Source organism: Bacteroides caecicola (assembly GCF_023337095.1).
Lineage (GTDB): Bacteria > Bacteroidota > Bacteroidia > Bacteroidales > Bacteroidaceae > Phocaeicola > Phocaeicola gallinarum.
Genome location: NZ_JAMBLM010000014.1, coordinates 11,902 through 35,311 on the forward strand (window position 1 = coordinate 11,902; position 23,410 = coordinate 35,311).

Here is a 23,410-nt window from a genome sequence, read left to right on the forward strand (position 1 = left end):
GAGCAATGAACTTATTTAAACTTCCGTTGACGGGAAAACGCAAGAAGAAATTCTCCGCCGATATACTCCGAAAAACGCTACCGTTAGTGTCATTCATCTTATGCGGTAGCGTTGACCGGTTCTACCCATAGAAACGACCAACGCTACCCATAGAATTTTTCAAGCAATCGGTCAAGTCGTAGAATGCTGAGAATAAGCTCATTACAAAATCGAACAACTTCAGTTAAAAACAAATTAACGACCCAATATAGAAAACATCAATTTAGAAAGCAATAAAGATGAAATCACTGAAAAAACTTCTACTGTCCGCCTTGATACTATGTGGCGGCGTATGTGCTACCTATGCACAAGAGAAAACAACGACGGCCGGTGTGCCGATGGTTAAATTGAACAACGGCGTAGAGATGCCCCGCTTCGGTATCGGCACCTTCCTCCAGCCCAGCGATGAAGTGTGCGAACAATCGTGTCTTACGGCATTGAAAGCAGGTTACCGCCACATTGACACCGCCCATGCCTATCAGGACGAAGCGGGTGTAGGTCGTGCCGTGAAAGAAAGTGGCATACCGCGCGAAGAAATCTGGATTACCAGCAAACTCTGGCCCACGGAATACGGCGAAGGCAAGACGCTGAAAGCCATCGACGAAATGCTGAAACGAATGCAACTGGACTACATCGACCTGCTCTATGTTCACCAGCCTGTGGGCGACTTCGTAGGCGCATGGAAAGACATGGAGAAGGCGGTGAAGATGGGCAAAGTACGTGCTCTCGGCATCAGCAATTTCGACGCCAATGAGGAAGTGTGGAATACGATTATGAAAGAGGCGACTATCAAGCCCCAAGTGCTCCAGATAGAGTGCCACCCTTACGCCCAGCGGTTGGAGATGCGCAAGAAAGCCGCAAAAGAAGGAATACAGGTGGAATGCTGGTTCCCGTTGGGAGGTGCCATGTCGGGCGGTGCCTTGTTCAAAGACCCCGTAATAAAGAAGATAGCCGAAGCCCACGGCAAAACTCCGGCACAAGTCATCCTGCGCTGGCACATTCAGGAAGGATTCTCCGTTATCCCCGGTGCATCCAACCCCGATTACATCAAGGAGAACATCCAAATCTTCGACTTCGCCTTGACCGACGAGGAGATGCAGCAGATGCGCTCGCTCAACAAGGAGAAACGCTTCTTCAACGCCACACTGGAAGATGTAGAAAAGATGGTGTGGGGAGCAAGGCTGTAAATCATGACGCTTTCGTTACCCAACCGTCGCTACTTACAAGTTTCAACTGACGTTCTTATTTTCTTCTACCATTTACATTGAAATACTTGCGTGGTACACGGTAAGCGTATAAAAGACAAGTGATTAAAACAACAACGGGAAACATGCTGTTGCAATGTTTCCCGTCGTTGTTTAATGTATAGCTCTACCCTATTTTACCCGTAGGTCTCAATCAGGAACTTCACAAACTGCGGGTCGCCGAAGTTCACCATTCCCGCATCGTGACAGTTGAGTGTGGCAATACGTTTCATTTCCTCATCGGTCAGCGTAAAGTCGAAGATGTCCAGATTCTGCCGCATACGCTCCACATGCGTGCTCTTAGGGATGGCGACGATGCCCCGCTGCGTGAGCCAGCGCAGTGCCACCTGTGCAGCCGTCTTCCCGTAACCCTCACCAATGGAAGCAAGCAGTTCATTCTTTACCACGCCTTCGGCACCCTCACCGCCAAGCGGTCCCCATGCCATCATCTTCGTGTCGTGTTCCGCAAGAATCGGCTCGATACCTTGTTGCTGGACGAGCGGATTGCATTGCAACTGGTTCACCATCGGTTTAACGTCTACATAATGAGCGAAGTCGTAGAAACGTCCTGCCTGAAAATTGCTTACACCGATGGCACGCACCTTGCCTGCGCGGTAGGCCTTCTCCATCGCCCTCCATGAGCCGAACACATCGCCGTATGCCTGATGGATAAGCAGCAAATCGATATAGTCGGTCTTCAGCTTACGCAGGCTCTCGTCGATGCTTGCTGCCGCTCTCTCCTCGCCTGCATTCGAAATCCATACTTTCGTAACAAGAAAAATATCCTGTCGGGGAATCCCACTCTTGCTGATGGCATTTCCCACACCTTCCTCGTTGAAGTAAGCCTGCGCCGTATCAATCAGGCGATAACCCACGTTCAGCGCATCGCTGACGCACTGTTCACATTCCTGCGGAGCTACCTTGAACACTCCGTAACCCAATAGCGGCATTTCCACGCCGTTGCTCAGTTTGATTGTTTCCATATTATCTTCGTTTAATCGGTTTTCTATATTTACAAAAATACGACGGAATGGCGCGGCTGTCTGTACACAGATTACAGACAGTCATACCTTTTTTACGGATTGTCCGAATTGCGGACGATATTTATCGTAACGGATTGGCTTTGTATAAGATAATAACATATTTTATCTGCTATCGGTTTTCTTCCCAAAAGCGGACAGCATCCGTCAGCCATCCTTCGGCAACCGTGCCCGTGCCTAACCCGAAACCGTGAGGAAGCCCGTTGTAGGCATGAAATTCGGTCGGGATACCGATGCCGGAAAGACCTTGCAGCCGCCGTTGCATGGTGCGCCATGAGGCAATGCCGTCGTTCGTACCGACACAGGCGTACGTTGCCGCGTCTTGCGAACTAACCATGCTATAACCCGTATATTGCATGATGACAGCCGAGGCTTGCGGAATATCCGTGCGTCCGGTGAGTTCTTGCAAGTAATCCTCATTGCCGAGCACAGCCGCCATGCGTGCGCCTGCCGAACCGCCCCAAAGGGAATAGCCGGAAGCTCTTACGCCCAATTCATCGGCATGGTCATAAATATAAGTGATGGCGCGGGCAAGGTCTTCGTAGGCATAGTCCGGACGGTAAATAAGCGCAAAAGCATTGTACCCAAGTTTGGACAGTTCAAGAGCATGGGGAAAGCTGTCGTGCATGGCTCCGACATACGCGAATGCACCACCGGCATTGCAGACAGCAAAGGGCGCACCCGGATTTCCCCGGAAAAAGAACAGTCCCGTATTGCGCTTCTGCGGGTCGTCCTGCTTCTCGGCCTCCGTATAAATGTCAAGAAATACGCTGCCGGCATGTGCCTTCAGGTAATTGCAGATTTCAACGGTCTTGTCCGGGTCTATGTAGTTATACCACACCAAGCGCAACTGTTCCAAAGTCTCGCCGCTCCAATAGCCCTCGTCTACGGGGAAAATCAGCCGTCCCCAATTACCGAAAGCCGGGTCATTCATAACATCACTGATACGGCTTGTGCGGGTGAAAGATTGCTCCGCTTCAGGCGGAAAGAAAAACGGCAGAGCATTATATACAAACTCCACGACGGAATTGTAATCGTATTGCCCTCCCTCTCGCTGGTGGTAAGAAAAGTTATGGGGAGTAAACACATCGGTCAGCTGCATACATGCCATCGCCTGATTATGGGTCTGATAAAAGCGTGCATCCTGTGTCCCCACGGCGTGCCATACGTGAAAACCGTTATCCGTTCCGTAAGGCGATGCCTGAACTACCGAAGCAAGAAACTGAGCCGTCTGCTCCGGCACCGTCTGTCCGCCAAAAATCGAAACGTGCCAACTGTCACCACTCATCGGCAGGAAAAAGCGTTGCAAGTCGAAACAATGTTCAAAGATATACCATGTCGTCACACTGCCCAGCGAGAATCCACCGAAAGCCCGGTGGTCACGCGATGCCACGATACCTGCCCGGTCTGTCGTTTCAGCGTATGCCGAGAAGCGGCTTTCAACGGCAGGAATCAGGTCATTCTCATATTCATTATGGAACACAGCGATTTCTTCACACGATTCACCCCAATCTTTTGCCCTGTTGTCTTTGTCCCACGTGGGCGACACCACGATGACAGGCTTGCAATCTCCTTGCTGAATCATCCAGTCCAAAATGTTCTTCTGTGCGTCGCCCAATGTTTCAAATGTTTCCTCTGCCGTTTCCGGCCATCCGTGCATCAGGTAGACCACATCATATTGCCGGCTCTCGTCATATCCGTAAGGCAGATAGACATAGGCAGGCTTCCGCGTGGCAGGACGGTCATCGCGGGTATAATCTTTCGATTCATATTCGATTCTTACTACCTGCCCCTGCTCTGTTGCCTCCGAAAAGTATTGATTGGGAACAGGATGGGTCATCTGAATCTGAAAACTGTCAGTATTGGTTGTTCCGTTTCCATTCATATCAGTAGGGATTTCTGTTTTTTCCGTACAAGACCATAGTCCTGTCATCATAGCAGCCATTATGATTGCAATGTAGGTCATTCTTCTCATCATTTCATTACTTATACGGCTGCAAAGTTCAGCATAATTCTTGTGCCGACTATTACACTAATTACTGCAAGTACCTACATTTTTGCGGTTTGTTATACAAAACGGATGCGCTTTACATACCCACAGATTCTTGTTCTAATCACAATTCTCCCAATACGATAGTCTCACATTTTACATGAATGTTCTTTATTCACGCTTGAATTATTTTTAAGGCATTCCTCTTTGCAGCTGCTATGCTTGGAGATGAATCTTGTGGCATCATATCTAAACACAATATAAGTTCTTTGCATAATTCAGGATAAGGCTTACACATTTTTGCTGCAAGTTTAATCATCATAGAACGTGAACTGTTGCTTTCTTTGAGGTCAGCCAGATGTATAAGGCAGTAATCCAATAATTTACCGTTTGGCTCGTTTATTGGCAAGTCTGCGAGAATAGACAATACCAATCCACGACGAATACAGAGCTTTGTGGATATTGCAATGTCAACCAACTCTCCATAGTGTGGAAGAAGATAAATTTCTTTGTCCTCTTTAGAAAGGTGAGACAGCACCCATGCTGCATTATGAGCTACATACGGACTGTTCGTTTGCTTCATTTGAGCAAACATTGCCTCGATGCCGCATTCATCGTGATGGAGATTGCCGGCTAATGCCATAACTTGCGGTTTTGAAAGTCTAAATTCCAAAGATGATTTCATTAGAAGCGTGGTTTAGTCAATCAATTCAGATTTACAATACATAACAACTATTTTTATACAAAACGCAGAAACTCTTCACATATTCACAGATTCTATTATCGCTCTCATGGAAACCTCACCAATCTTTCTTACCCCAAAAAAGCATATCATCCCCTATACTCCGTTGGGCTTACTCCCAAATGCTGCTGTACGTAACGGCTGAAATAGGCTGGCGATGAGAATCCGAACATATCGGAGATACGGACGAAGGTCAGGGATTTATCGCGGAGCAGGCGGGAGATGTCGAGAACCGTATAACGGTTTATCCAGTAGTTGGCGGCGTAACCGCTTATCTTCCGGGAGACTTCAGACAGGTATTTCGAAGTTACGCACAACTTATCGGCGTACCAGTTCACTTCGCGGTATTCGCGGTACGTCCCGTTCTCCAACATATTAAGGAAGCGGCTCATGATGGCAGCATTTTGAAGCGGGATGTTGTCAACCCCATAAAGATGGGAATGAAAATCGAAAAAATCAATTATCAACAGCTGTACGGAAGCTATCAGCAAGTCCCTTCGGAAATGATGGCCGGTCTGTGCCAACCGAAATTCCACCATCTCGAAATCCTTGCGGCACAACTCGCGTTGTTCGGCATTCAGTTTCATGATGGGATTGAGGAACAGGGCAAGCTGACCCTTCATGCCATAGTTGCTGAGCGGCGTGGATAGCACGATGAATTCAGAGGTCACGTATATCACCTTTACCCGGAAATCGTCTGCCGGACGAATGCGTTCCACCAACTTTCCCTTACGGACAATCATCAGATCGCCGGCTTGCAACTCGCGTTCCTCTCCGTTGTATCTCAGTCTGCAACTACCTGCCAGACAAAGGGCATGTGCCAGATAATTGCTGTAAGCATCCGTACCCAGTCCGTCAAGGGTGTCTTTTATGATAATATTTTCTGTTTCTGCCATACCTTCATTTTCCTCTGTTCCAAAGATACATATTTCAAGCCGAAACTTCATGTAGAATTTCCCGAAATATATAGTATTTTTCTTTTCTTTCCCCCGTATCTGTTTCTTGGCAGATACGGAGAAAACAGAATGATATCATTTGAACAAGCGCTGCACAAAGGTAGTCAGATAGATACGCCAGTTACGCCAGATGTGTCCTCCATCACTTTCTGTGTATTCGTAATGATAATTCAGACTATCTAATTTGCTGCGGAAAGCGGCATTGTCCTTGTACAAGAAATCGGTACGCCCTATCCCTATCCAATAAAGTTGCGGAGGAGTGTTGAACTGACGGTTGAGGTTTTCGTAAAACTTGGTGTATACCGGGCTATCGTTATCGGTATGAATGGCAGCAGAGAAAAGCCCCACGTAGTCGAATGTGTCGGGATAGAGTGCCGAGATATGCATGGCATGGAAACCACCCATCGACAAGCCTGCAATGGCACGGTGAGCCTTGTCAGCCTGCGTCCGATAATGACTTTCCACATAGCTTACCACGTCGGTAAAAGCCTGCTCAAAACGACCGTCCATCATACCGGGCACAAACAGTGCAGGTTTCTCCATGCTGTTCGGCGCTTCTCCCGGTGCAGCCTGCTGCGAAGCATTGCCATTGGTCATCACTACAATCATCGGTTCGGCTTTACCTTGAGCGATAAGATTATCCAATATCTGAGCGGCACGCCCCAGTTCGCTCCAAGCATTCTCATCGCCTCCGGCTCCATGTAACAGATAAAGAACAGGATAGCTCCGCTCGCTGTCTTCATAGCCGGCAGGAGTATAAACGGTCATGCGGCGGTCCATGTTCATAGTCAGACTGGGATACCATACCTTAGCCACATTGCCATGAGGAACCTCCTGCACGGAGTAAAGGTCGCCCGGCTGTCCGCTCATCAGGAAAATATTGCTTATCGAAGCCACGTCTCTTACCTGATAAACGTTATTCGGGTCTGTAATCCGCAAGCCATCATTTAAGAAAGTATAAGAATAAAGTTCCGAAGCGAGCGGTGGAGTCGTATATTCCCACACCCCGTTGCTGTTCTTTGTCATCACAGCCTTACCAGCCGATTCGGTCTCGCCTACCGGAGTTGATACCATCGTCGGAGAAAGGAAATCGCCTTCTACCTCCATTTTTTCCGCCGCAGGTGCATAGATACGGAAAGTCACCGTACGGTTTTCGTTTATCACCGGCGAAATGATGCCGTCTGCACTCCATAACGCCTGCTGCCCCATGCTGTTGACTGCCATCAGCCAACCCACTGTCATTACAATAAATCGTTTCATATTCATTCGTTTGTTACAAATCTTTATCCTTGAGCAAAGTTATCGGCATAAAGGTAGAAAATTTTCCGATTCGCTCAACCCTAATTCCATATATCTTATGCAACATAACCGACGATATGTCTCCAAAAACGCTACCGCAAGCGTATACCAACACATGCGGATGCGTTGACCATTTCTACCGCAAGCGTTGGCATACACTTGCGGTAGAATTTTTTCGGACTTATTGTCTGTAAAAAGGGTGCATCGTTCTGTAATTTGTCGTCCCTTAAAAAGTATATTCCAGCGAAACAAATTTAAAGCATATAAAATGAAAAGATTTTACAAATGATTCCAGTCCGCACTGCTCAGATATGTCCGTAAGCCATCCCGCAACGCCGCTGTGTGTTGCGGGATACAAATACAAGCCTCAACGGTGATACAAATACCGGTTCATTCACCCCATGTTCTGATTTATCTTCTTTTTATACTCAAGGGGCGTAACTCCCGTTATGCGCTTAAACGTATGCGTCAAATGGCTCTCATCTACAAAGCCCGTTCGCGCTACAATCTCATTGACGCGCAAATCCGTATAGTTCAACAGCTCTTCTACCACCTTTATCCGGCATTTCAGGATATATCTCTTCAAACTTTCTCCCGTACGCGCTTTAAAGAATTTCCCGATGTAAGTTTCAGCCGTATTAAACCGCTGGCTCAAGGTTTTTGCCGTAAGTAGCTCCGGATTATCCAAATGCAATTCGATGTATTGCAGCATCGACATCAGCTTGTCGCTCTCCGCTACCGGACGTGACGCATCGCCCAACAGATGTCTGAGGTTACGCACGCAAATCAGCAAGATACTGTTAATCCAACATGCCGCTATCCGGGACGTATCGGAAGAAGGCGAAAGATATTCGGAGCGGATGCACGCCATGAGCATGGAAATACGTTCGCTGTCCGTCCAGGCGATGAGCGCAGTCAGATCGGTAGGCACCGGAAGCGAAAAGAGCTCCTTCTCTACCGCCCCAAGCACACGGTCGACATACGCATCGGTCAGCCCGATATAAACTATATCGCACATCTCCGCCAGCCGGTAAGTATGATTCGTATACGGTTTTATAAAGAAGAAAGACCCCGAACGGAAAGAGAATCGCTGACTTTCCGACACAAACTCTCCACTCCCCGAAACTATGTAACAAAGTTCGAAGAACGAATGCTGGTGCTCCGGCAGAGGAAACCGGTCGTATCGGCGCACCTTGACCTCGAAAGGCAGGAAGATATTTTCTTTTTTCATGTCGCAAATATACAAAAGATAAGATAATTCTTACAATCATCCGCTTTCGTTTCTCTGTACCTTTGCGCCGTTTTACAAATACAGACATTAAGAATATGGAAAGAAACGAATTGAAAGGTCATGGCTCTATGTTTGCCGCCAATTTCATGTGGGGACTGATGTCTCCCGTTGTGAAGTTTATCTTTTTAAGCAGCGTCATCACTCCTACATTGTTAGTCGACATCCGCCTGCTGGGAGCTGCCGCCCTGTTTTGGATAGCCTCACTTTTCACCAAGCCCGAACACGTACCCCATCAGGATTTGCTCAAACTGTTTTTCGCCGCTTTGCTGGGCATTGTGTTCAATCAAGGCGTATACACCATCGGACTGGGCATGACTTCACCGGTAGATGCCTCCATCATTTCTACCAGCACCCCCATCTTTACCATGATAATAGCCGCTTTCTACCTGAAAGAACCGGTTACGGCGAAGAAAGTATTGGGCATTTTCATGGGAGCCATCGGCGCTTTTCTGCTTATTATGAGCAATGGAGATTCCGCTTCCACGCAGGACGGCAATATATGGGGAGACATTATCTGCATCATTGCTGAGGTTTGTTTTGCCTCTTACCTTGTGTTCTTTAAAGACCTCATAAGCCGTTATTCTGCCATTACTTTGATGAAGTGGATGTTTACTTATTCGGTTATCTGCATCATCCCGTTCTCTTACACCGATTTGGTGGCGGTAGACTGGGCATCGCTGGATGCGGACTTGATACTTGCTCTTTCGTTTCTGGTATTCGGGGCTACGTTTTTCTGTTACCTGCTGTCGCCTATCGGTCAGAAGCATCTGCGCCCTACCGTGGTCAGCATGTACTGTTACGTACAGCCTATCGTAGCCACCTGTATCGTGGTTTTCTACTGGGGAACTTCATCGTTTAACCTGATTAAAATCGCCGCGATAGTGCTTGTTTTCCTCGGTGTATATATGGTAACACGAAGCCGTAGCCGCGCCGAAATGGAAGCATTCGAAGCAAAAAAGAAAGAAACAGCAGCAGTATAAAACAATTTCTCATATTCCTTTTCGTCGAAATTGGTGCATCAATCTGTAATCCGTGTATGGATGGATAAACGCAGGCAGCGTAACTTTGCGGTGTGATATCAAAACAATATCTGTGGCGCCGAGTGTTACATCGTGTGGCAGAACATCGTCAACTCATGGCAACTATGGGCTAAGGGGAAACGGGATGCGGAGACTGCCAAACGGGAGTATTCAACAAGAATCATCAACCAATAAATTATTAGGATATGAGATACAGAAACTTAGGAACCCGCGGACTGCGTGTGTCTGCTGTCGGCTTGGGATGTATGGGGATGAGCCATGCTTACGGCGCACCTGCCAACCGACGTGAAATGACCGGACTGGTGGCTTTCTCGCCGCTTGCCAACGGGTTGCTGTCCGACCGCTATACGCCGGCATCTTGCTTCGATGCCGAGACCGATTACCGTGCCACGATGCCCCAATTCCGCCCGGAGAGTTACGAGCGAAACCGCAAACTGTTGGAACTGATTCGCCGTATAGCTGAAGATAAGAACGCCACGCCTGCCCAAATTTCCCTTGCGTGGATGCTCTGCAAAAAACCGTGGATAGTGCCCATCCCCGGTACGCGGAAAGCCGACCGGCTGAAAGAGAATGCCGAGGCGACAGATGTGATGCTGACCGATGAGGAAGTGGAGGCAATAGACCGCGCTTTAGACGTAATGCCGATGTCTGATGTCTTCGGAGGAACCAAACCTAACGCACAAAAACAACAGACTCTCACAAAATAAAACCCTTTGATTCTTTTCATGTTTCATAAGTCCAATCTCGAAATCCGTAAATTCCATGCTGGTTTTTATCGTTTCAGATTGGACTTTTTTGTTAAAATAATTCAATCCGACAATAAAGTTGCTGCAACCTTTTTACGGCTTTGCCCGGAGCTTGGGGAAACACTAACGGTAGAACCGATGTTTTCTATGGGTAGAAACGGTCAACACATCCGCATGGAATGGGTAACGCTAACGGTAGCGTTTTTCAGAACATAACGGCGGTGAATTTCGCTTCCTGTTTTCATCGGGTAATTGAGCCGTATATCGTTGATATTGGTGTACTAATCTGTAATTTGTGTATGGACAAACAGATGTTTCCGGCGTAACTTTGTATCAGAAACAATAACGCGAACCAAGTCTGAATTTACAGATTACACTTAAATACATAAAACGATGAAACTTAAATTATTTTTACTAACTGTGCTAACGGCTTTCGGGATAAGTTGTTACGCACAAAACAATGAAAAAGCAAACCGTATCCTCATCGCTTATTTCAGTTGGAGCGGCAATACGGAACACGTGGCGAAATACATCGCCGAACAAACAGGCGGAACGCTTTTCCGCATCGAACCCGTAAAGCCTTATCCCACGAAATACACACCGTGTACGGAGGTGGCAAAGGCTGAAAAAGAGCGGAATGACCGTCCTGCTATCAAGAATAAGGTAACGGACTGGGACAGCTACGACACGGTGTTCATCGGTTGCCCCGTATGGTGGTGGACGGCTCCGATGATTATCAATACCTTTGCCGAGAGCTACGACTTCAAGGGAAAAACCGTAGTCCCGTTCTGCACGTATGCTTCTACTTACCGCGACGAGACGCTGGCACGCATCGCAGAACTGACGCCTGACGCCAATCATCTGAAAGGATTCGGCGCAGTAGACCGCAACACGGACGGTATAACCGAATGGTTGAAGGAAATCAAAGTAATCAAATAAGGGAGGACGGAGAGATGAAAACCTATATACTTCCGCTCGTGCTACTGTGTGCGTCGCTTTCTTTGACGTCTTGCGGCGACGATGAGAACAATACCATTAACACTCCCACCGAGGATGTGGTTCCCGGAACAAACCACCGCATCCTGATAGCTTACTTTTCAGAGCCGCTGCCCGACAACGGTGTGGATGCCGCTTCGTCTGCCAGTCGGCTTATTGTGAACGGCGACCTTTGCGGCAGCGTAGAATACATGGCTACCGTGATAGGCGAAGCAACGGGCGGCGACAGGGTACGCATCCAGACGGCAACGCCTTATCCGGAAGAATACGCAGCTCTGGCAGACCAAGCCAATGAAGAACGGCTGAACGGTACACACCCCGCCCTCGCCACAAACATAGAGAACTTTGACGATTACGATGTAATCTTCGTGGGCTATCCTATCTGGTGGTATCAGATGCCGATGGCAATGTATTCGTTCTTCGATGCTTACGATTTTACGGGTAAAACCATCATCCCGTTTTCATCGCATGGCGGCAGCGGATGGTCGGGTACAGTAGACGATATAGCAGAGATGGAACCACAAGCCACAATGGTAAACGGTTACAGCATACCAAGAAACAGTGTTGCCGAATCGGCAGACGGCATACGCAGTTGGTTGCGTGAGATCGGGATTATCGAATAATCCCACGGTCTGCGGATAAGAGAGAGGTTCCCCGCCACGGTTCAGCGTGACGGGGATTTTTTGTATCGTTAATATGGGTATATCAATCTGTAATTTGTATAGGAGCAGACCGCTTCATCTGCCGTAAATTTGTAATAAAAACAGATAACCATTTAACTATAAAGATACAACTATGGATAGATTTACTTACCAATACCCCGTGCGCCAACATTTTGGCAAAGGGTGCGCCGAGAGCGCCATCAAAGAAGAAATGAACCGTATTGCAGGTAATAATGTACTACTTGCCTACGGGGGCGGCTCACTGAAACGCACGGGAATGTATGACAAAATCGTTGGTTGGCTGCACGAGTGCGGCAAGACGGTGACTGACTTCGGCGGCATCATGCCCAACCCTACTTATGCAAAGGTGCAGGAAGGCGCAAAGATGGTTCGTGAGCAGGGCATCGACTTCATCCTCGCAGTGGGTGGAGGGTCGGTCATCGACTGCTGCAAAATCGTATCGGCACAGGCAAAACTGGATGAAGATATTTGGGAGATGCAGTATGCCAAGCATCAATATCCTACGGAGTTCGTGCCGATGGGAGCCGTGGTAACAGCATCGGGAACGGGAGCCGAGCAGAACAACGGTGCGGTTATCACTCACGAAGAAAAGAAACTGAAGCAACCGCTGTTGGGGGCTTACCATACGTTTGCCGTGCTTGACAGCGACCTGACCCGCACGCTTCCGATGAAGCAGGTCATCAGCGGCGCATTCGACACCCTGAGCCACTGCATGGAGACCTACATGGGACGTCCGCAGGCAACGAACCTTTCCGATGAAATCAACGAGTCAGTCATGCGGAGTGTCATCAAGAACCTGCGTGCCTTGATAGCCAATCCCGATGACGACTTTGCCCGTGGCGAACTGATGTGGGCATCGGCAATGGCAGAAAACGGTTTGCTGAAGTTAGGCAAACAGACAGACTTCCAATGCCACATGTTAGAACATGCCGTAGGAGCTTACACCGATTGCAATCACGGACAGGGGCTTGCCGTTATCCACCCCATACTCTACCGCCACCTTTTGAGCGAAGGGAAAGAAAAACTGGCGCGCATGGCTCAAGAAGTATGGAAGGTAAAAGGAGATACCACAGAACGATCTGCATCGCTCGGCGTAGAGGCGCTCGCAGGATTTATCCGCGAAATCGGTTTGCCTACCCGCTGGAACGAAATAGGCATCACGGACGAAACCGTACTGCGCGCCGCTGCCGATACTTGTTTCCTCATGCCGGGATGCTGCAAACAGTTTACGAGAGACGAACTGTATGAAGTGTTGAGGGAAGGAATGTAAGGCTGGCAGGCATACCGCCCAAAGCGTATCGCGGAGAGTCCGACCGCTAAAAGCCGCTCCCGATGAGGCTTATCAGTAAAATGGGTCCTATTATCAGTAATTTATGTATGGTTTTTCTCTTTGATGCGCACTATTTTTGTATACGTAAACTTATGTAAAAATAGGAAGCATTATGTTACCTAAAATCATCTGCCATATCATGTCGTCCGTTGACGGCAGGCTGCTGACCGACCGCTGGACAGTTCCTTTCAACGGACAAAGCAAAAGCGAACTGATGGGGGTGTATGCCTCCATCGGCCGCAAACTGAATACCGATGCTTGGATGTTCGGAAAAAATACCTTGTGTGAAGGCTTCTTCCCCAAGCAATTTCACCTGCGAGACACTACCCCGCTCTCTCACCCGAAGCCTTACATCGCCAGCCATACGTCCGACCGCCTTTTTGCGGTTATCGACCCCGATGCCGACATTCTTTACGAATCTTCCACCGTGCGGGGCGACTGCATCGTGACCATCCTGCCCGAAACGACACCTGCCGATTATCTGGACTATCTTCAGAAGAAAGACATTTCTTACCTCTTTGCCGGAGCAAAAGGTGATGACCTGCGCGCAGCGATGCAGACGTTGGCGGAGGTGTTTGGTGTGGAGTCGCTTTCGCTGCAAGGTGGAGGCATCATCAACGGGGCTTTCTTACATGCCGGACTGATAGACGAACTGAGCCTTGTGGTATATCCGGGCATTGACGGGTCGGCAGCGTCGCCCTCGGTGTTCGAATATATCGGGAAAGAACATTTGCCCGCTCGCGGACAGAGCCTCGAACTGCTGTCGGCAGAAACGGTTCAAGACGGGATTGTATGGCTGAGATACTGCTTCCACAAAGCGGATTTGACATAAAAATTCACCTTTCAAAATGGACTGAAAAACGCAACCGCTTGCGTTGGGTATTTCTACCGCTTAGACCTCTTAACGCTACCCATAGAATCCATCGGTCCTATGGGTAGCGTTTTCGAGCCTGAAAATAAGCCTCAGAACTACCTCAAACTGGCATTGAAAGTATATAAATTACAAAACAACGGACAAAATGAACAACGAAGATAAGAAAAAGATTTCCCGCCGTGACTTCTTTAAGATTGCGGGCGCGGCAGGCGCCGTTACCACCGGACTGGCAGCCTGCGGAAACAAGCGCACAGACTCATCTGCGGCGACAAACACCGAGGTGCCTACCGATGCCATGACCTACCGCACCCTGACGGGCGACCGTGTGTCATTGTTGGGATACGGCTGTATGCGCTGGCCCATGAAAGATTCGCCGGACGGCAAGGGACAGGTGGTAGACCAAGAAGAGGTAAACCGACTGGTGGATTATGCACTGGCACATGGTGTCAACTATTTCGATACCGCGCCGCCTTACTGTCAAGGGCTGTCGGAAGAGGCTACGGGAATCGCTCTCAGCCGCCATCCGCGCAACTCGTATTACATCGCCACGAAGATGTCGAACCATCGCCTTTACGGGGCAGGGCTTCGAGGAAAAGAGCTGTACGACGCTTCGGTAGAAATGTACCGCAACTCGTTCAAGAGCTTGCGGACGGATTACTTCGACTATTACCTGTTCCACATTTTGGGTACGGGCGCAGGGATGGAAGAAATGCGCGGCAGGCTGTACGACTGTGGCATTGCCGACTTCATACTCAAAGAGAAAGAAGCGGGGCGCATCCGCAAATTGGGTTTCTCGTTTCACGGCGATGTGAAGGTATTCGACTACATGTTGCAGGAATCCGGCATCCCGTGGGACTTCGTTCAAATCCAGCTCAATTACCTCGACTGGCGGCACGCTTCGGGGATGAACGTCAATGCCGAATATCTGTACGGCGAATTGGCGAAACGCAACATACCAGCCGTTATCATGGAGCCGCTGTTAGGAGGACGCCTGTCGAAAGTACACGACCATATCGTAACCAAACTGAAACAGCGCGAGCCGGAGCATAGCGTGGCTTCGTGGGCGTTCCGCTTTTCGGGCAGTTTCCCTGATGTACTTACGGTACTGAGCGGAATAACCTACATGGAGCATCTGCAAGACAACCTGCGTACGTATTCGCCTTTGCAGCCTCTCACCGATGAAGAGTTCCGCTTCCTGCAAGAAACAGCCGACCTTATGGCGCAGTATCAAACCATTCCTTGCAACGACTGCAACTACTGTATGCCGTGTCCGTACGGATTGGACATACCCGGCGTGCTGCTCCATTATAATAAATGTATCAACGAAGGACACATGCCCAAAAGTCGTCAGGATGACAACTATCGAGAAGCGAGGCGTGCATTCCTTATCGGTTACGACCGCAGCGTACCCCGCCTGCGCCAAGCCAGCCACTGCATTGGCTGTGCGCAATGTAATCCGCATTGTCCGCAAGGCATTGACATCCCCAAAGAAATGCAGCGCATTGACCACTTTGTAGAACAACTGAAACAAAACAATCTGTAAAACTCAGAAACTGTTTTGAATTTGTCGCGCGATGATTCGGAATAAGTCTTTGAATCATTTTCGCTTGTATGATGAGAAAAAACAGTTTCTTAAACTAAAGCATCATGAAAACGAATCAATACATTCTCTTCTGCCTGTTTCTGCTTTATCTGACTCCGACAAAGGCGATTGAACCTCCTACGGATGAAAGCAAATATGTTACCATCAACGGGATAGTAAAAGACAAGTCGGACAAAAAAGCCTTATCGTATGCCAACGTCTCCATAGCCGGAAGTACCGAATCTACCGTAACCAATGCTGACGGCGAGTTTACCTTTAAAGTGAAAGAGCCTGTAGATAACATCGCCATCGAAGTGTCACATCTGGGTTATGACAACCAGCACATCCGTCTGAGGAAAGGAGAAGCAGAACTGCCTACCGTATGGCTCACCCCTTCTGCACTGATGCTGGATGAAATAGTAATCAGCGGACGTAATCCGCGCGAACTGGTAGAAGAAGCTATCAGAAAAATTCCGGATAATTACAGCGGAAATAACGACCAGCTGACCGGCTTCTACCGGGAAACGGCACGTAAGCGCAGGCATTACATCAACATAGCCGAAGCCGTTGTAGACCTGCACAAAACGCCTTACACGGAAAAAGCCGAACGAGACCGCGTAAAGATACTTAAAGGACGCCGGTTACTCAGTCCGAAACAAAGCGATACGCTGGCTGTAAAACTGTTGGGAGGCCCTACCGCAGCCATTTACTTGGACGTGGTAAAGAATCCCGACCTCCTGCTTAGCAGGGAAATGCTTCCGCTCTATGATTTCCACATCGAAGAAATGACATACATTGACGAACGTCCCCAGTATGTAATCAGTTTCGTACCCAATCGCGAACTGCCATACGCACTGTATTACGGAAAACTGTATATTGATAAAGAACGGCTCTCATTTACACGCGCGGAGTTCAATCTTGACATGAAAGACCGATACAAAGCAACAAAAGCCATTCTTCACCGAAAACCATTCGGGCTGCGTTTCAAACCGGTAGACGTAACTTATCTGGTAGATTATACCGACCACGGCGATAAAACCTATCTGAACTACATACGCAACGAAATCCGGTTCAAGTGCGACTGGCGACGCAGGCTGTTTGCCACTTCTTACGCTGTTGTATCGGAAATGGTAGTAACCGATATTGAACCGTCTGCCACCAACATACCTATTCGCGAAGCATTCGGCAAAGACCAGATACTTTCCGATGATGTGACTCTGTTTTTCGATAAAAACTTTTGGGGTAATTATAACATCATCAAACCGGAAGAGTCATTGGAAAAAGCTGTGGGAAAGTTAAAAAAGATGCACGAAGAATAAAGCCCAAGAATCTGTTTGACAAGAGTTCAGAAATCGACGATGAAACAATGTTCGCCGTGCTTATGCTGATAACTTACCGTCCAGCCATGATATTCGCAAACAGCTTTTACAATAGCAAGCCCCAGCCCGTTTCCTTTCGTTTTCTCCGACGGCCGATAAAAACGGTTGAATATCAGTGTACCGTCTAATGGCAGTTCATCAGAAGTATTTGATATTACAAATTGCTTGCCAACTATTGCAAGGGTGATTTCTCCGCCCGGACGATTATGGCGGACCGCGTTTACTATCAGGTTATTCATCAAACTTTCCAACAGCGTACGGTTAGCGTGGAGTACGGGCGAGCCATGAAACTCTTTATGAAGAACAATGTCTCCCGCCAAACATTCAAGTGAAGGCAATAATTCGTGGAGAAAAGCGGCGAGATTTATCTCTTCCATCTGCCCGTATTGATGATTGTCTATTTTTGCAAGCAAAAGCAAATTACGGTTCAGGCGGGCAAGGCGATTCGAAGTTTCATACAGCCCTTGTATCAACTCCGCCTGCCGTTCAGTCAAGTCGGGTTGCTGAAGCAGCAAGTCGAGTTTGCTTTGAAAAACAGCAAGCGGAGTCTGTAACTCATGTGAAGCATTTTCTGTAAATTCTTTTTGCATACGGTAGCTGGTCAGATTATTCTGCATCAGTGTCTGCAAGGTGGTGTTCAGACGGGTAAACTCAGACACCGCACTCGCTGGCAGAACGGGCAATATGCCGTTCTCCAAACGAAAGCCCTCCACCCGGTGCAGGGTTTCATCAAAAGGTTTCCATAACCGACGGGAAATAAACCGGACAGTCAGTACAATGGCAACAGCCAGTATCAATGCGATGATACCAAACTGTAACATCACGCCTTGCATGATGTCTTGTTCCAAATCGAGGGCGGGAATAGGTTGTCCCTGACCCACTGCCTCGATGATGTCTATCATATCTTCGGCGTAATAATGCTTTGTAAGGAAATAAAAAAGCGGGGTGGCAAGCAACAACAATACAGCCATACATCCGGCGAACTGCATCAGCATCTTCTGCGACAGACTTCTTCTTTTCATAGCTCTACCCACTTGTATCCGGTTCCATATACATTCTTTACACAGTCGCGCACGCCCGCTTCCGCCAACTTAGCTTTCAGGTTTTTGATGTGCGTGTAAACAAAGTCGTGATTGTCAAGCATATCTGCCATATCGCCACTGAGATGTTCGGCTATCGAGGCTTTCGACACCACTTTATCACGGTTTCCTATGAAGAATAACAGCAGTTCATATTCCATTCGCGTCAATACGACAGACCGGTTGCCGACACTGACAGACTTTGCCGGCAGATTAATTTCAATGCCGTTACTGCGTAGCACATTATTTGCCGCAAACTCCCGCCGCCGGATGATGGCATAAATCCGCATCGACAGTTCAGACAGGTAAAAGGGCTTAGACAGGTAATCATCGGCACCTATCTCCAAACCCTTCACCTTATCTTCCAATGAATCTTTGGCAGAAACGATGATAACCCCGACGGGATTCCGTTTTTTCCTAATCTCACGCAGGATGTCCAGCCCGTTAGCACCCGGCAACATCAAGTCGAGCAACACACAGTCGTAATCGTACATATTAACTTTCTCCAGCGCATCGACATACGTAAATGCCTGTTCGCACACGTAATGTTCGGAACTTAAATAAGTCACGATGTTGGCAGACAGTTCACGTTCGTCTTCAATAATCAGTAGTTTCATTTCAGTAACATTAAGATGCTTCCACCTGTTATCAGCAACGCACCCGCCACAACCCGGATGCTGACCGGTTCTTTCAATAACAAGAATGCAAGACAGATAGTTATTACTACACTCAACTTGTCTATCGGGGCTACACGCGACACATCGCCCGTCTGCAAAGCCTTGAAATAAAACAACCATGACAAGCCCGTTGCAACACCAGACAGAACAAGAAACAGCCACGTGTGGCGGGGAATTTCTTTTATCTCTCCGAGATGCGAACCAAACAAAACGATGCCCCACGTCAACAATAGAATCACTGTGGTGCGGATAGCAGTCGCCAAATCAGAATTAATGTCTTTTACGCCCACTTTAGCAAAGATTGCAGTCAGTGCGGCAAAAAAGGCGGACAACAGTGCATAATATTTCCACATAACCTATTATCTCCTTAGTATACCGATGCAAAATTATCTCATTGCCACAAAAGTACGATAAGATTTTGTAGGAATTTTGAAGAGGTATTATATTACAATATAAGTAACTCGTTTTAAGTATTTTACAATTCATATCAAATGCTTTAAAACGCTTCCCATAGAACCGATGATTTCTATGGGAAGAAATGGTCAACACATCCGCAAGAAACAAGTAACGCTAACGGTAGCGTTTTTCAGGGGATAATAATGCGCCGGAGAAGATGGTTTCTTCCGGAAAAACATGTATTTTCGCAGTTGTTATCATTGAGGGCAAATAAAATCAAAACAAGAATAAAAAAATGAGAATCATCGGCAATTTGTTATGGTGGCTGTTCGGAGGATTGGAAGCCGCCATCGGATATTTCACCGGTAGCTTGGCAGTGGCATGTACCATTATAGGCATACCGATAGCCTTGCAAACATTCAAAATAGGGCTGCTCTGTCTGTGGCCCTTCGGAGCTGAAGTAAGAAACACGGATTCACCCACAGGATGTATCCGTATTCCGCTCAACCTGTTGTGGATTATTTTCGGCGGACTGTGGGCATGGCTTATGCATCTATTCTTCGGTGTGTTGCTTTTCATCAGCCTCATCGGTATTCCTTTTGCCAAACAGCATTTCAAAATGGCAAAGCTTTCTTTGGCTCCGTTTGGAAAAGACGTATCGCTCAGAATATAAGAAACTGTTTTGAAAAACCATAAATAAATATATGTACCAGAAATTTGTCATTAATCAAAACGGAACATTAAAATTCGGACACGTTTATCTGCATAAAGACCTTTTAGGCTTTGGCGAGAAATGCTGTTACGGAGGCGGACTGTGGCTAATCGACGAAAAGCGCAGAGCTGTCCTGCTATACGGACGTTCGTTTGATTTCGGCCCGCCGAACTTCGATGAAGTTCGCCACATCGAATGGTCAGGCATCGGCGGCAAACCAATGCCTCTTTTCTTCCTACCACACTGGCCGGACGAGAATGTATTAATCCCTGTTTACGCAAAAGAATATTAACAAAATGGACAAGAAAGCATACGCACAAGCCAACAAGGAATGGCTTCAACAAAAATCTCGCGAAAAAGATGTAAAACCACTCTCTAAAGGTATATATTATAAAGTGCTCTCGGAAGGAAAAGCCGACGGCAAGCACCCTTCGCCACGCAGCATTGTAACCGTTCACTACACGGGCTGGACGATTGACGGTAAACAATTTGACAGCAGTCGCGGCGAAGTTCCGTTAGCCATTCGTCTTTGCGACCTCATCGAAGGATGGATTATTGCCATGCAACAGATGTGTGTGGGCGACAAATGGGAAGTTTACATCCCGGCAGAAATGGGATACGGAAAAATATCGCAACCGGGAATACCGGGAGGCTCTACACTCATATTCGAAATAGAACTGTTGGGAATAGCATAAAAAGAAAACACTACAACACTTTCCACGGTATCACACTACCTTTTAATCAGTAAAAAAGGTATATTCTTCTGTAATTTGTATAGGAACAGAGATAAACTTGTGCCGTATCTTTGTTGCATCAGAAAAACCACTAAAAAACAAGCTATATGGAAACAATAAAATTAAGCAATGGCGTGGATATGCCGATATTGGGATACGGAGTTTATCAGGTTTCACCTTCAGAATGTGAACGATGCGTAAGCGATGCCATCAGCGTGGGTTATCGGTTGATAGATACGGCACAAGCATATTTCAACGAAGAGGGCGTGGGAAATGCCATAAAGAAATGCGGCGTTCCGCGTAACGAACTGTTCATCGTAACCAAAGTGTGGATTTCGAACGCGGGATATGAACGGGCAAAGGCTTCTATTGAAGAGTCATTGCGCAAGTTGCAGACCGATTACATTGACTTACTCTTGATTCATCAGCCTTTCGGCGATTATTACGGCACGTACCGCGCAATGGAGGAAGCCTACCGTGCGGGCAAGTTGCGCGCCATCGGTGTATCGAACTTTTATCCTGACCGGTTTATTGACATTGCTGAGTTCAGCGAAATTCCCCCGATGGTCAATCAGGTAGAGACACACGTATTCAACCAGCAAATAGAAGCACAGAAGATTATGCAGGAGTATGGCACTCAGATTATGTCGTGGGGGCCATTCGCCGAAGGAAGAAACAACTTTTTCGGAAACGATACGCTGATAGCCATCGGAGCCAAGTACGGAAAGAGTCTGCCTCAAGTGGCGTTGCGTTACCTTATCCAGCGCGGTGTGGTGGTTATTCCTAAGTCAGTGAAAAAAGAACGCATGATTCAGAATATTGATGTGTTCGACTTTACGCTGAGCGATGAAGACATGCAGACCATCCTCGGTCTCGACCTCGGTCACAGTTTGTTCTTCTCCCACTACGACCCCCAAACGGTAAAATGGCTCGTACAGTACGGCAAAAACAAATAAATTGTTTCGCCCGGATAAGCGTGTCTCACAGCAAGGCACGCTCTTTTCGTATAACAAACCAACATTATAACTAATACGATTAAACGCTATGTTACGTAAAATAAGACTGACACTTGCCGTTGTGTTTTTTGCAATCATCACGCTGTTGTTCCTCGATTTTACCGGAACGATACACGCATGGTTCGGATGGATGGCTAAAATACAATTCCTGCCCGCGGTACTTGCCTTGAATGTGGGTATCATCGTGTTGCTCATCCTGCTTACGCTCGTATTCGGACGTGTATATTGTTCCGTTATTTGCCCGATGGGGGTATTTCAGGATGTGATATCGTGGCTAAGTGGACAAAGAAAGAAAAAGAAATACCGCTTCTCTTACTCGCCTGCCAAAAACATTTTGCGCTACACGGTACTGACGCTTTTTGTTATCGCTGTAATTGCGGGAATAGGCTCATTCGTAGCCTTGCTTGCACCGTATAGTTCATACGGACGCATCGCAAACAATCTTTTCGCACCGATATATCAATGGGGGAATAACGTGTTTGCTTACTTTGCCGAACGTGCAGAGAGTTATGCCTTTTATGAAACATCTGTATGGATGAAAAGCCTGCCTACGTTTGTTATCGCCGTGGTTACTTTCATTGCAATCGTCGTACTGGCATGGCGGAACGGACGTACATACTGCAATACCATTTGTCCGGTGGGTACTGTACTCGGATTTCTGTCACGTTTTGCCCTGTTCCGCATATCAATCGATACGGAAAAATGTAACGCCTGCGGACTGTGTTCACGCAAGTGTAAAGCGGCATGTATCGACGGCAAACGTCATACGGTAGATTATAGTCGCTGTGTGGCATGTATGGATTGCCTTGATACCTGTAAGCACGGGGCTATAAGTTACCGGTGGTTTAAACAGGAAACCCAGACCAAGAATGCAGAACAAACCAGAAGCGTGGACAAAGAACAAATCAATGAGGCACGCCGTTCGTTCCTGACCGCTACGGCAATCTTGGCAACTGCTACGACGCTGAAAGCGCAAGAGAAAAAGGTGGATGGTGGATTGGCTGCCATTGAAGATAAAAAATTCCGAAACGAGCCACTCCTATCCTGCCTCCGGGGGCGTTGAGTGCGCGCGATTTCGCCCGTCACTGCACCGCCTGCCAGCTTTGTGTATCGGTGTGTCCGAATGAAGTGCTTCGTCCGTCAACCGACCTGATGAAACTGATGCAACCTGAAATGTCTTACGAGCGAGGCTATTGCCGACCGGAGTGTACGAAGTGCGGCGATGTTTGTCCCGCCGGAGCCATACACCCGATAACTGCAGCAGACAAGAGTGCCACACAAATAGGTCACGCCGTATGGATAAAAAAGAATTGCATACCCCTTACCGATGGTGTGGAATGTGGCAACTGTGCCCGTCATTGCCCGGCGGGAGCCATACAAATGGTACCTTCCGACCCGCAACAAGAAGATTCGCCGAAGATTCCTGTCGTAAATACAGAACGGTGTATCGGTTGCGGCGCTTGCGAAAACCTCTGTCCGGCACGTCCTTTCAGCGCTATCTATGTAGAAGGTCACGAGATGCACAGGGTAATATAAAGCTCAAACGATTTTCCTGAATCAGATAA

At 47.7% G+C, this 23,410-nt stretch carries 22 protein-coding genes and 1 pseudogene; 14 read left to right on the forward strand and 9 right to left on the reverse strand.

The annotated features are described in order from the left end of the window. Positions 1–278: 278 nt before the first annotated feature. Positions 279–1,226: an aldo/keto reductase gene (locus tag M3085_RS12000; RefSeq protein WP_249053112.1), complete on the forward strand. Its 948-nt coding sequence runs from the start codon at positions 279–281 to the stop codon at positions 1,224–1,226. Positions 1,227–1,420: 194 nt separating this feature from the next. On the opposite strand, the gene M3085_RS12005 is transcribed toward M3085_RS12000, so the two are convergent. The 6 genes from M3085_RS12005 to M3085_RS12030 form a co-directional block, all read right to left on the reverse strand. Continuing rightward, positions 1,421–2,266 (reverse strand): aldo/keto reductase, encoded by an 846-nt coding sequence (locus M3085_RS12005; protein ID WP_249053113.1) that lies wholly within the window; start codon positions 2,264–2,266, stop codon positions 1,421–1,423. Positions 2,267–2,435: 169 nt separating this feature from the next. Further along, positions 2,436–4,301 (reverse strand): alpha/beta hydrolase-fold protein, encoded by a 1,866-nt coding sequence (locus M3085_RS12010; RefSeq protein ID WP_249053114.1) that lies wholly within the window; start codon positions 4,299–4,301, stop codon positions 2,436–2,438. A gap of 187 nt (positions 4,302–4,488) precedes the next feature. Continuing rightward, complete coding sequence (locus M3085_RS12015; RefSeq protein WP_191709382.1) at positions 4,489–4,998, reverse strand: hypothetical protein; 510 nt, start codon at positions 4,996–4,998, stop codon at positions 4,489–4,491. Positions 4,999–5,144: 146 nt separating this feature from the next. Next, positions 5,145–5,951, reverse strand: a complete 807-nt coding sequence (locus M3085_RS12020) for an AraC family transcriptional regulator (RefSeq protein WP_249053115.1) — start codon at positions 5,949–5,951, stop codon at positions 5,145–5,147. A 135-nt stretch (positions 5,952–6,086) separates the two neighbouring features. Continuing rightward, entirely contained in the window at positions 6,087–7,271 is a 1,185-nt protein-coding gene (locus tag M3085_RS12025; RefSeq protein WP_249053116.1) for an esterase, read from the reverse strand. A gap of 433 nt (positions 7,272–7,704) precedes the next feature. Further along, positions 7,705–8,541: an AraC family transcriptional regulator gene (locus tag M3085_RS12030; protein ID WP_249053117.1), complete on the reverse strand. Its 837-nt coding sequence runs from the start codon at positions 8,539–8,541 to the stop codon at positions 7,705–7,707. A 95-nt stretch (positions 8,542–8,636) separates the two neighbouring features. On the opposite strand from M3085_RS12030, the gene M3085_RS12035 reads away from it, so the two are divergent. The 8 genes from M3085_RS12035 to M3085_RS12070 all read left to right on the forward strand — a co-directional run bounded on the left by M3085_RS12035 (position 8,637) and on the right by M3085_RS12070 (position 17,171). Next, complete coding sequence (locus M3085_RS12035; RefSeq protein WP_191709379.1) at positions 8,637–9,581, forward strand: DMT family transporter; 945 nt, start codon at positions 8,637–8,639, stop codon at positions 9,579–9,581. A 245-nt stretch (positions 9,582–9,826) separates the two neighbouring features. Continuing rightward, positions 9,827–10,348 carry an aldo/keto reductase gene (locus M3085_RS12040; protein ID WP_249053118.1) on the forward strand — a complete coding sequence of 174 codons (522 nt, stop codon included), beginning with the start codon at positions 9,827–9,829 and terminating at the stop codon, positions 10,346–10,348. Between the two features lie 432 nt (positions 10,349–10,780). Continuing rightward, positions 10,781–11,326: a flavodoxin gene (locus M3085_RS12045; protein ID WP_249053119.1), complete on the forward strand. Its 546-nt coding sequence runs from the start codon at positions 10,781–10,783 to the stop codon at positions 11,324–11,326. Positions 11,327–11,340: 14 nt separating this feature from the next. Next, complete coding sequence (locus M3085_RS12050; protein ID WP_249053120.1) at positions 11,341–12,006, forward strand: flavodoxin; 666 nt, start codon at positions 11,341–11,343, stop codon at positions 12,004–12,006. 172 nt (positions 12,007–12,178) lie between these two features. After that, a complete protein-coding gene (locus M3085_RS12055; protein ID WP_249053121.1) occupies positions 12,179–13,336 on the forward strand; it encodes an iron-containing alcohol dehydrogenase in 1,158 nt (385 codons plus the stop codon). 172 nt (positions 13,337–13,508) lie between these two features. Next, positions 13,509–14,228: a dihydrofolate reductase family protein gene (locus M3085_RS12060; protein ID WP_249053122.1), complete on the forward strand. Its 720-nt coding sequence runs from the start codon at positions 13,509–13,511 to the stop codon at positions 14,226–14,228. Between the two features lie 187 nt (positions 14,229–14,415). Further along, entirely contained in the window at positions 14,416–15,813 is a 1,398-nt protein-coding gene (locus M3085_RS12065; RefSeq protein ID WP_249053123.1) for an aldo/keto reductase, read from the forward strand. A gap of 104 nt (positions 15,814–15,917) precedes the next feature. Further along, positions 15,918–17,171 carry a carboxypeptidase-like regulatory domain-containing protein gene (locus M3085_RS12070; protein WP_249053124.1) on the forward strand — a complete coding sequence of 418 codons (1,254 nt, stop codon included), beginning with the start codon at positions 15,918–15,920 and terminating at the stop codon, positions 17,169–17,171. Positions 17,172–17,197: 26 nt separating this feature from the next. On the opposite strand, the gene M3085_RS12075 is transcribed toward M3085_RS12070, so the two are convergent. From M3085_RS12075 to M3085_RS12085, 3 genes are read right to left on the reverse strand one after another with little or no spacing between them, the layout of a single operon-like run. Then, positions 17,198–18,253 carry a sensor histidine kinase gene (locus M3085_RS12075; protein WP_249053125.1) on the reverse strand — a complete coding sequence of 352 codons (1,056 nt, stop codon included), beginning with the start codon at positions 18,251–18,253 and terminating at the stop codon, positions 17,198–17,200. Then, complete coding sequence (locus M3085_RS12080; RefSeq protein ID WP_249053126.1) at positions 18,250–18,927, reverse strand: response regulator transcription factor; 678 nt, start codon at positions 18,925–18,927, stop codon at positions 18,250–18,252. The genes M3085_RS12075 and M3085_RS12080 overlap by 4 nt, the downstream gene beginning before the upstream one ends. Beyond that, on the reverse strand, positions 18,924–19,340 hold the full coding sequence (locus M3085_RS12085) for an EamA family transporter (protein WP_191709371.1): 417 nt from the start codon (positions 19,338–19,340) through the stop codon (positions 18,924–18,926). The genes M3085_RS12080 and M3085_RS12085 overlap by 4 nt, the downstream gene beginning before the upstream one ends. Before the next feature lie 338 nt (positions 19,341–19,678). On the opposite strand from M3085_RS12085, the gene M3085_RS12090 reads away from it, so the two are divergent. The 5 genes and pseudogenes from M3085_RS12090 to M3085_RS12110 all read left to right on the forward strand — a co-directional run bounded on the left by M3085_RS12090 (position 19,679) and on the right by M3085_RS12110 (position 23,381). Further along, positions 19,679–20,056, forward strand: coding sequence for a YccF domain-containing protein (locus M3085_RS12090; protein WP_249053127.1), 378 nt, complete (start codon positions 19,679–19,681; stop codon positions 20,054–20,056). A 31-nt stretch (positions 20,057–20,087) separates the two neighbouring features. After that, entirely contained in the window at positions 20,088–20,387 is a 300-nt protein-coding gene (locus M3085_RS12095) for a hypothetical protein (protein ID WP_178255956.1), read from the forward strand. A gap of 4 nt (positions 20,388–20,391) precedes the next feature. Beyond that, complete coding sequence (locus M3085_RS12100; RefSeq protein ID WP_178255957.1) at positions 20,392–20,790, forward strand: FKBP-type peptidyl-prolyl cis-trans isomerase; 399 nt, start codon at positions 20,392–20,394, stop codon at positions 20,788–20,790. Between the two features lie 146 nt (positions 20,791–20,936). Further along, positions 20,937–21,785, forward strand: coding sequence for an aldo/keto reductase (locus M3085_RS12105; RefSeq protein WP_249053128.1), 849 nt, complete (start codon positions 20,937–20,939; stop codon positions 21,783–21,785). 88 nt (positions 21,786–21,873) lie between these two features. Continuing rightward, positions 21,874–23,381 (forward strand): annotated as a pseudogene (locus tag M3085_RS12110) (4Fe-4S dicluster domain-containing protein). Positions 23,382–23,410 lie beyond the last annotated feature (29 nt).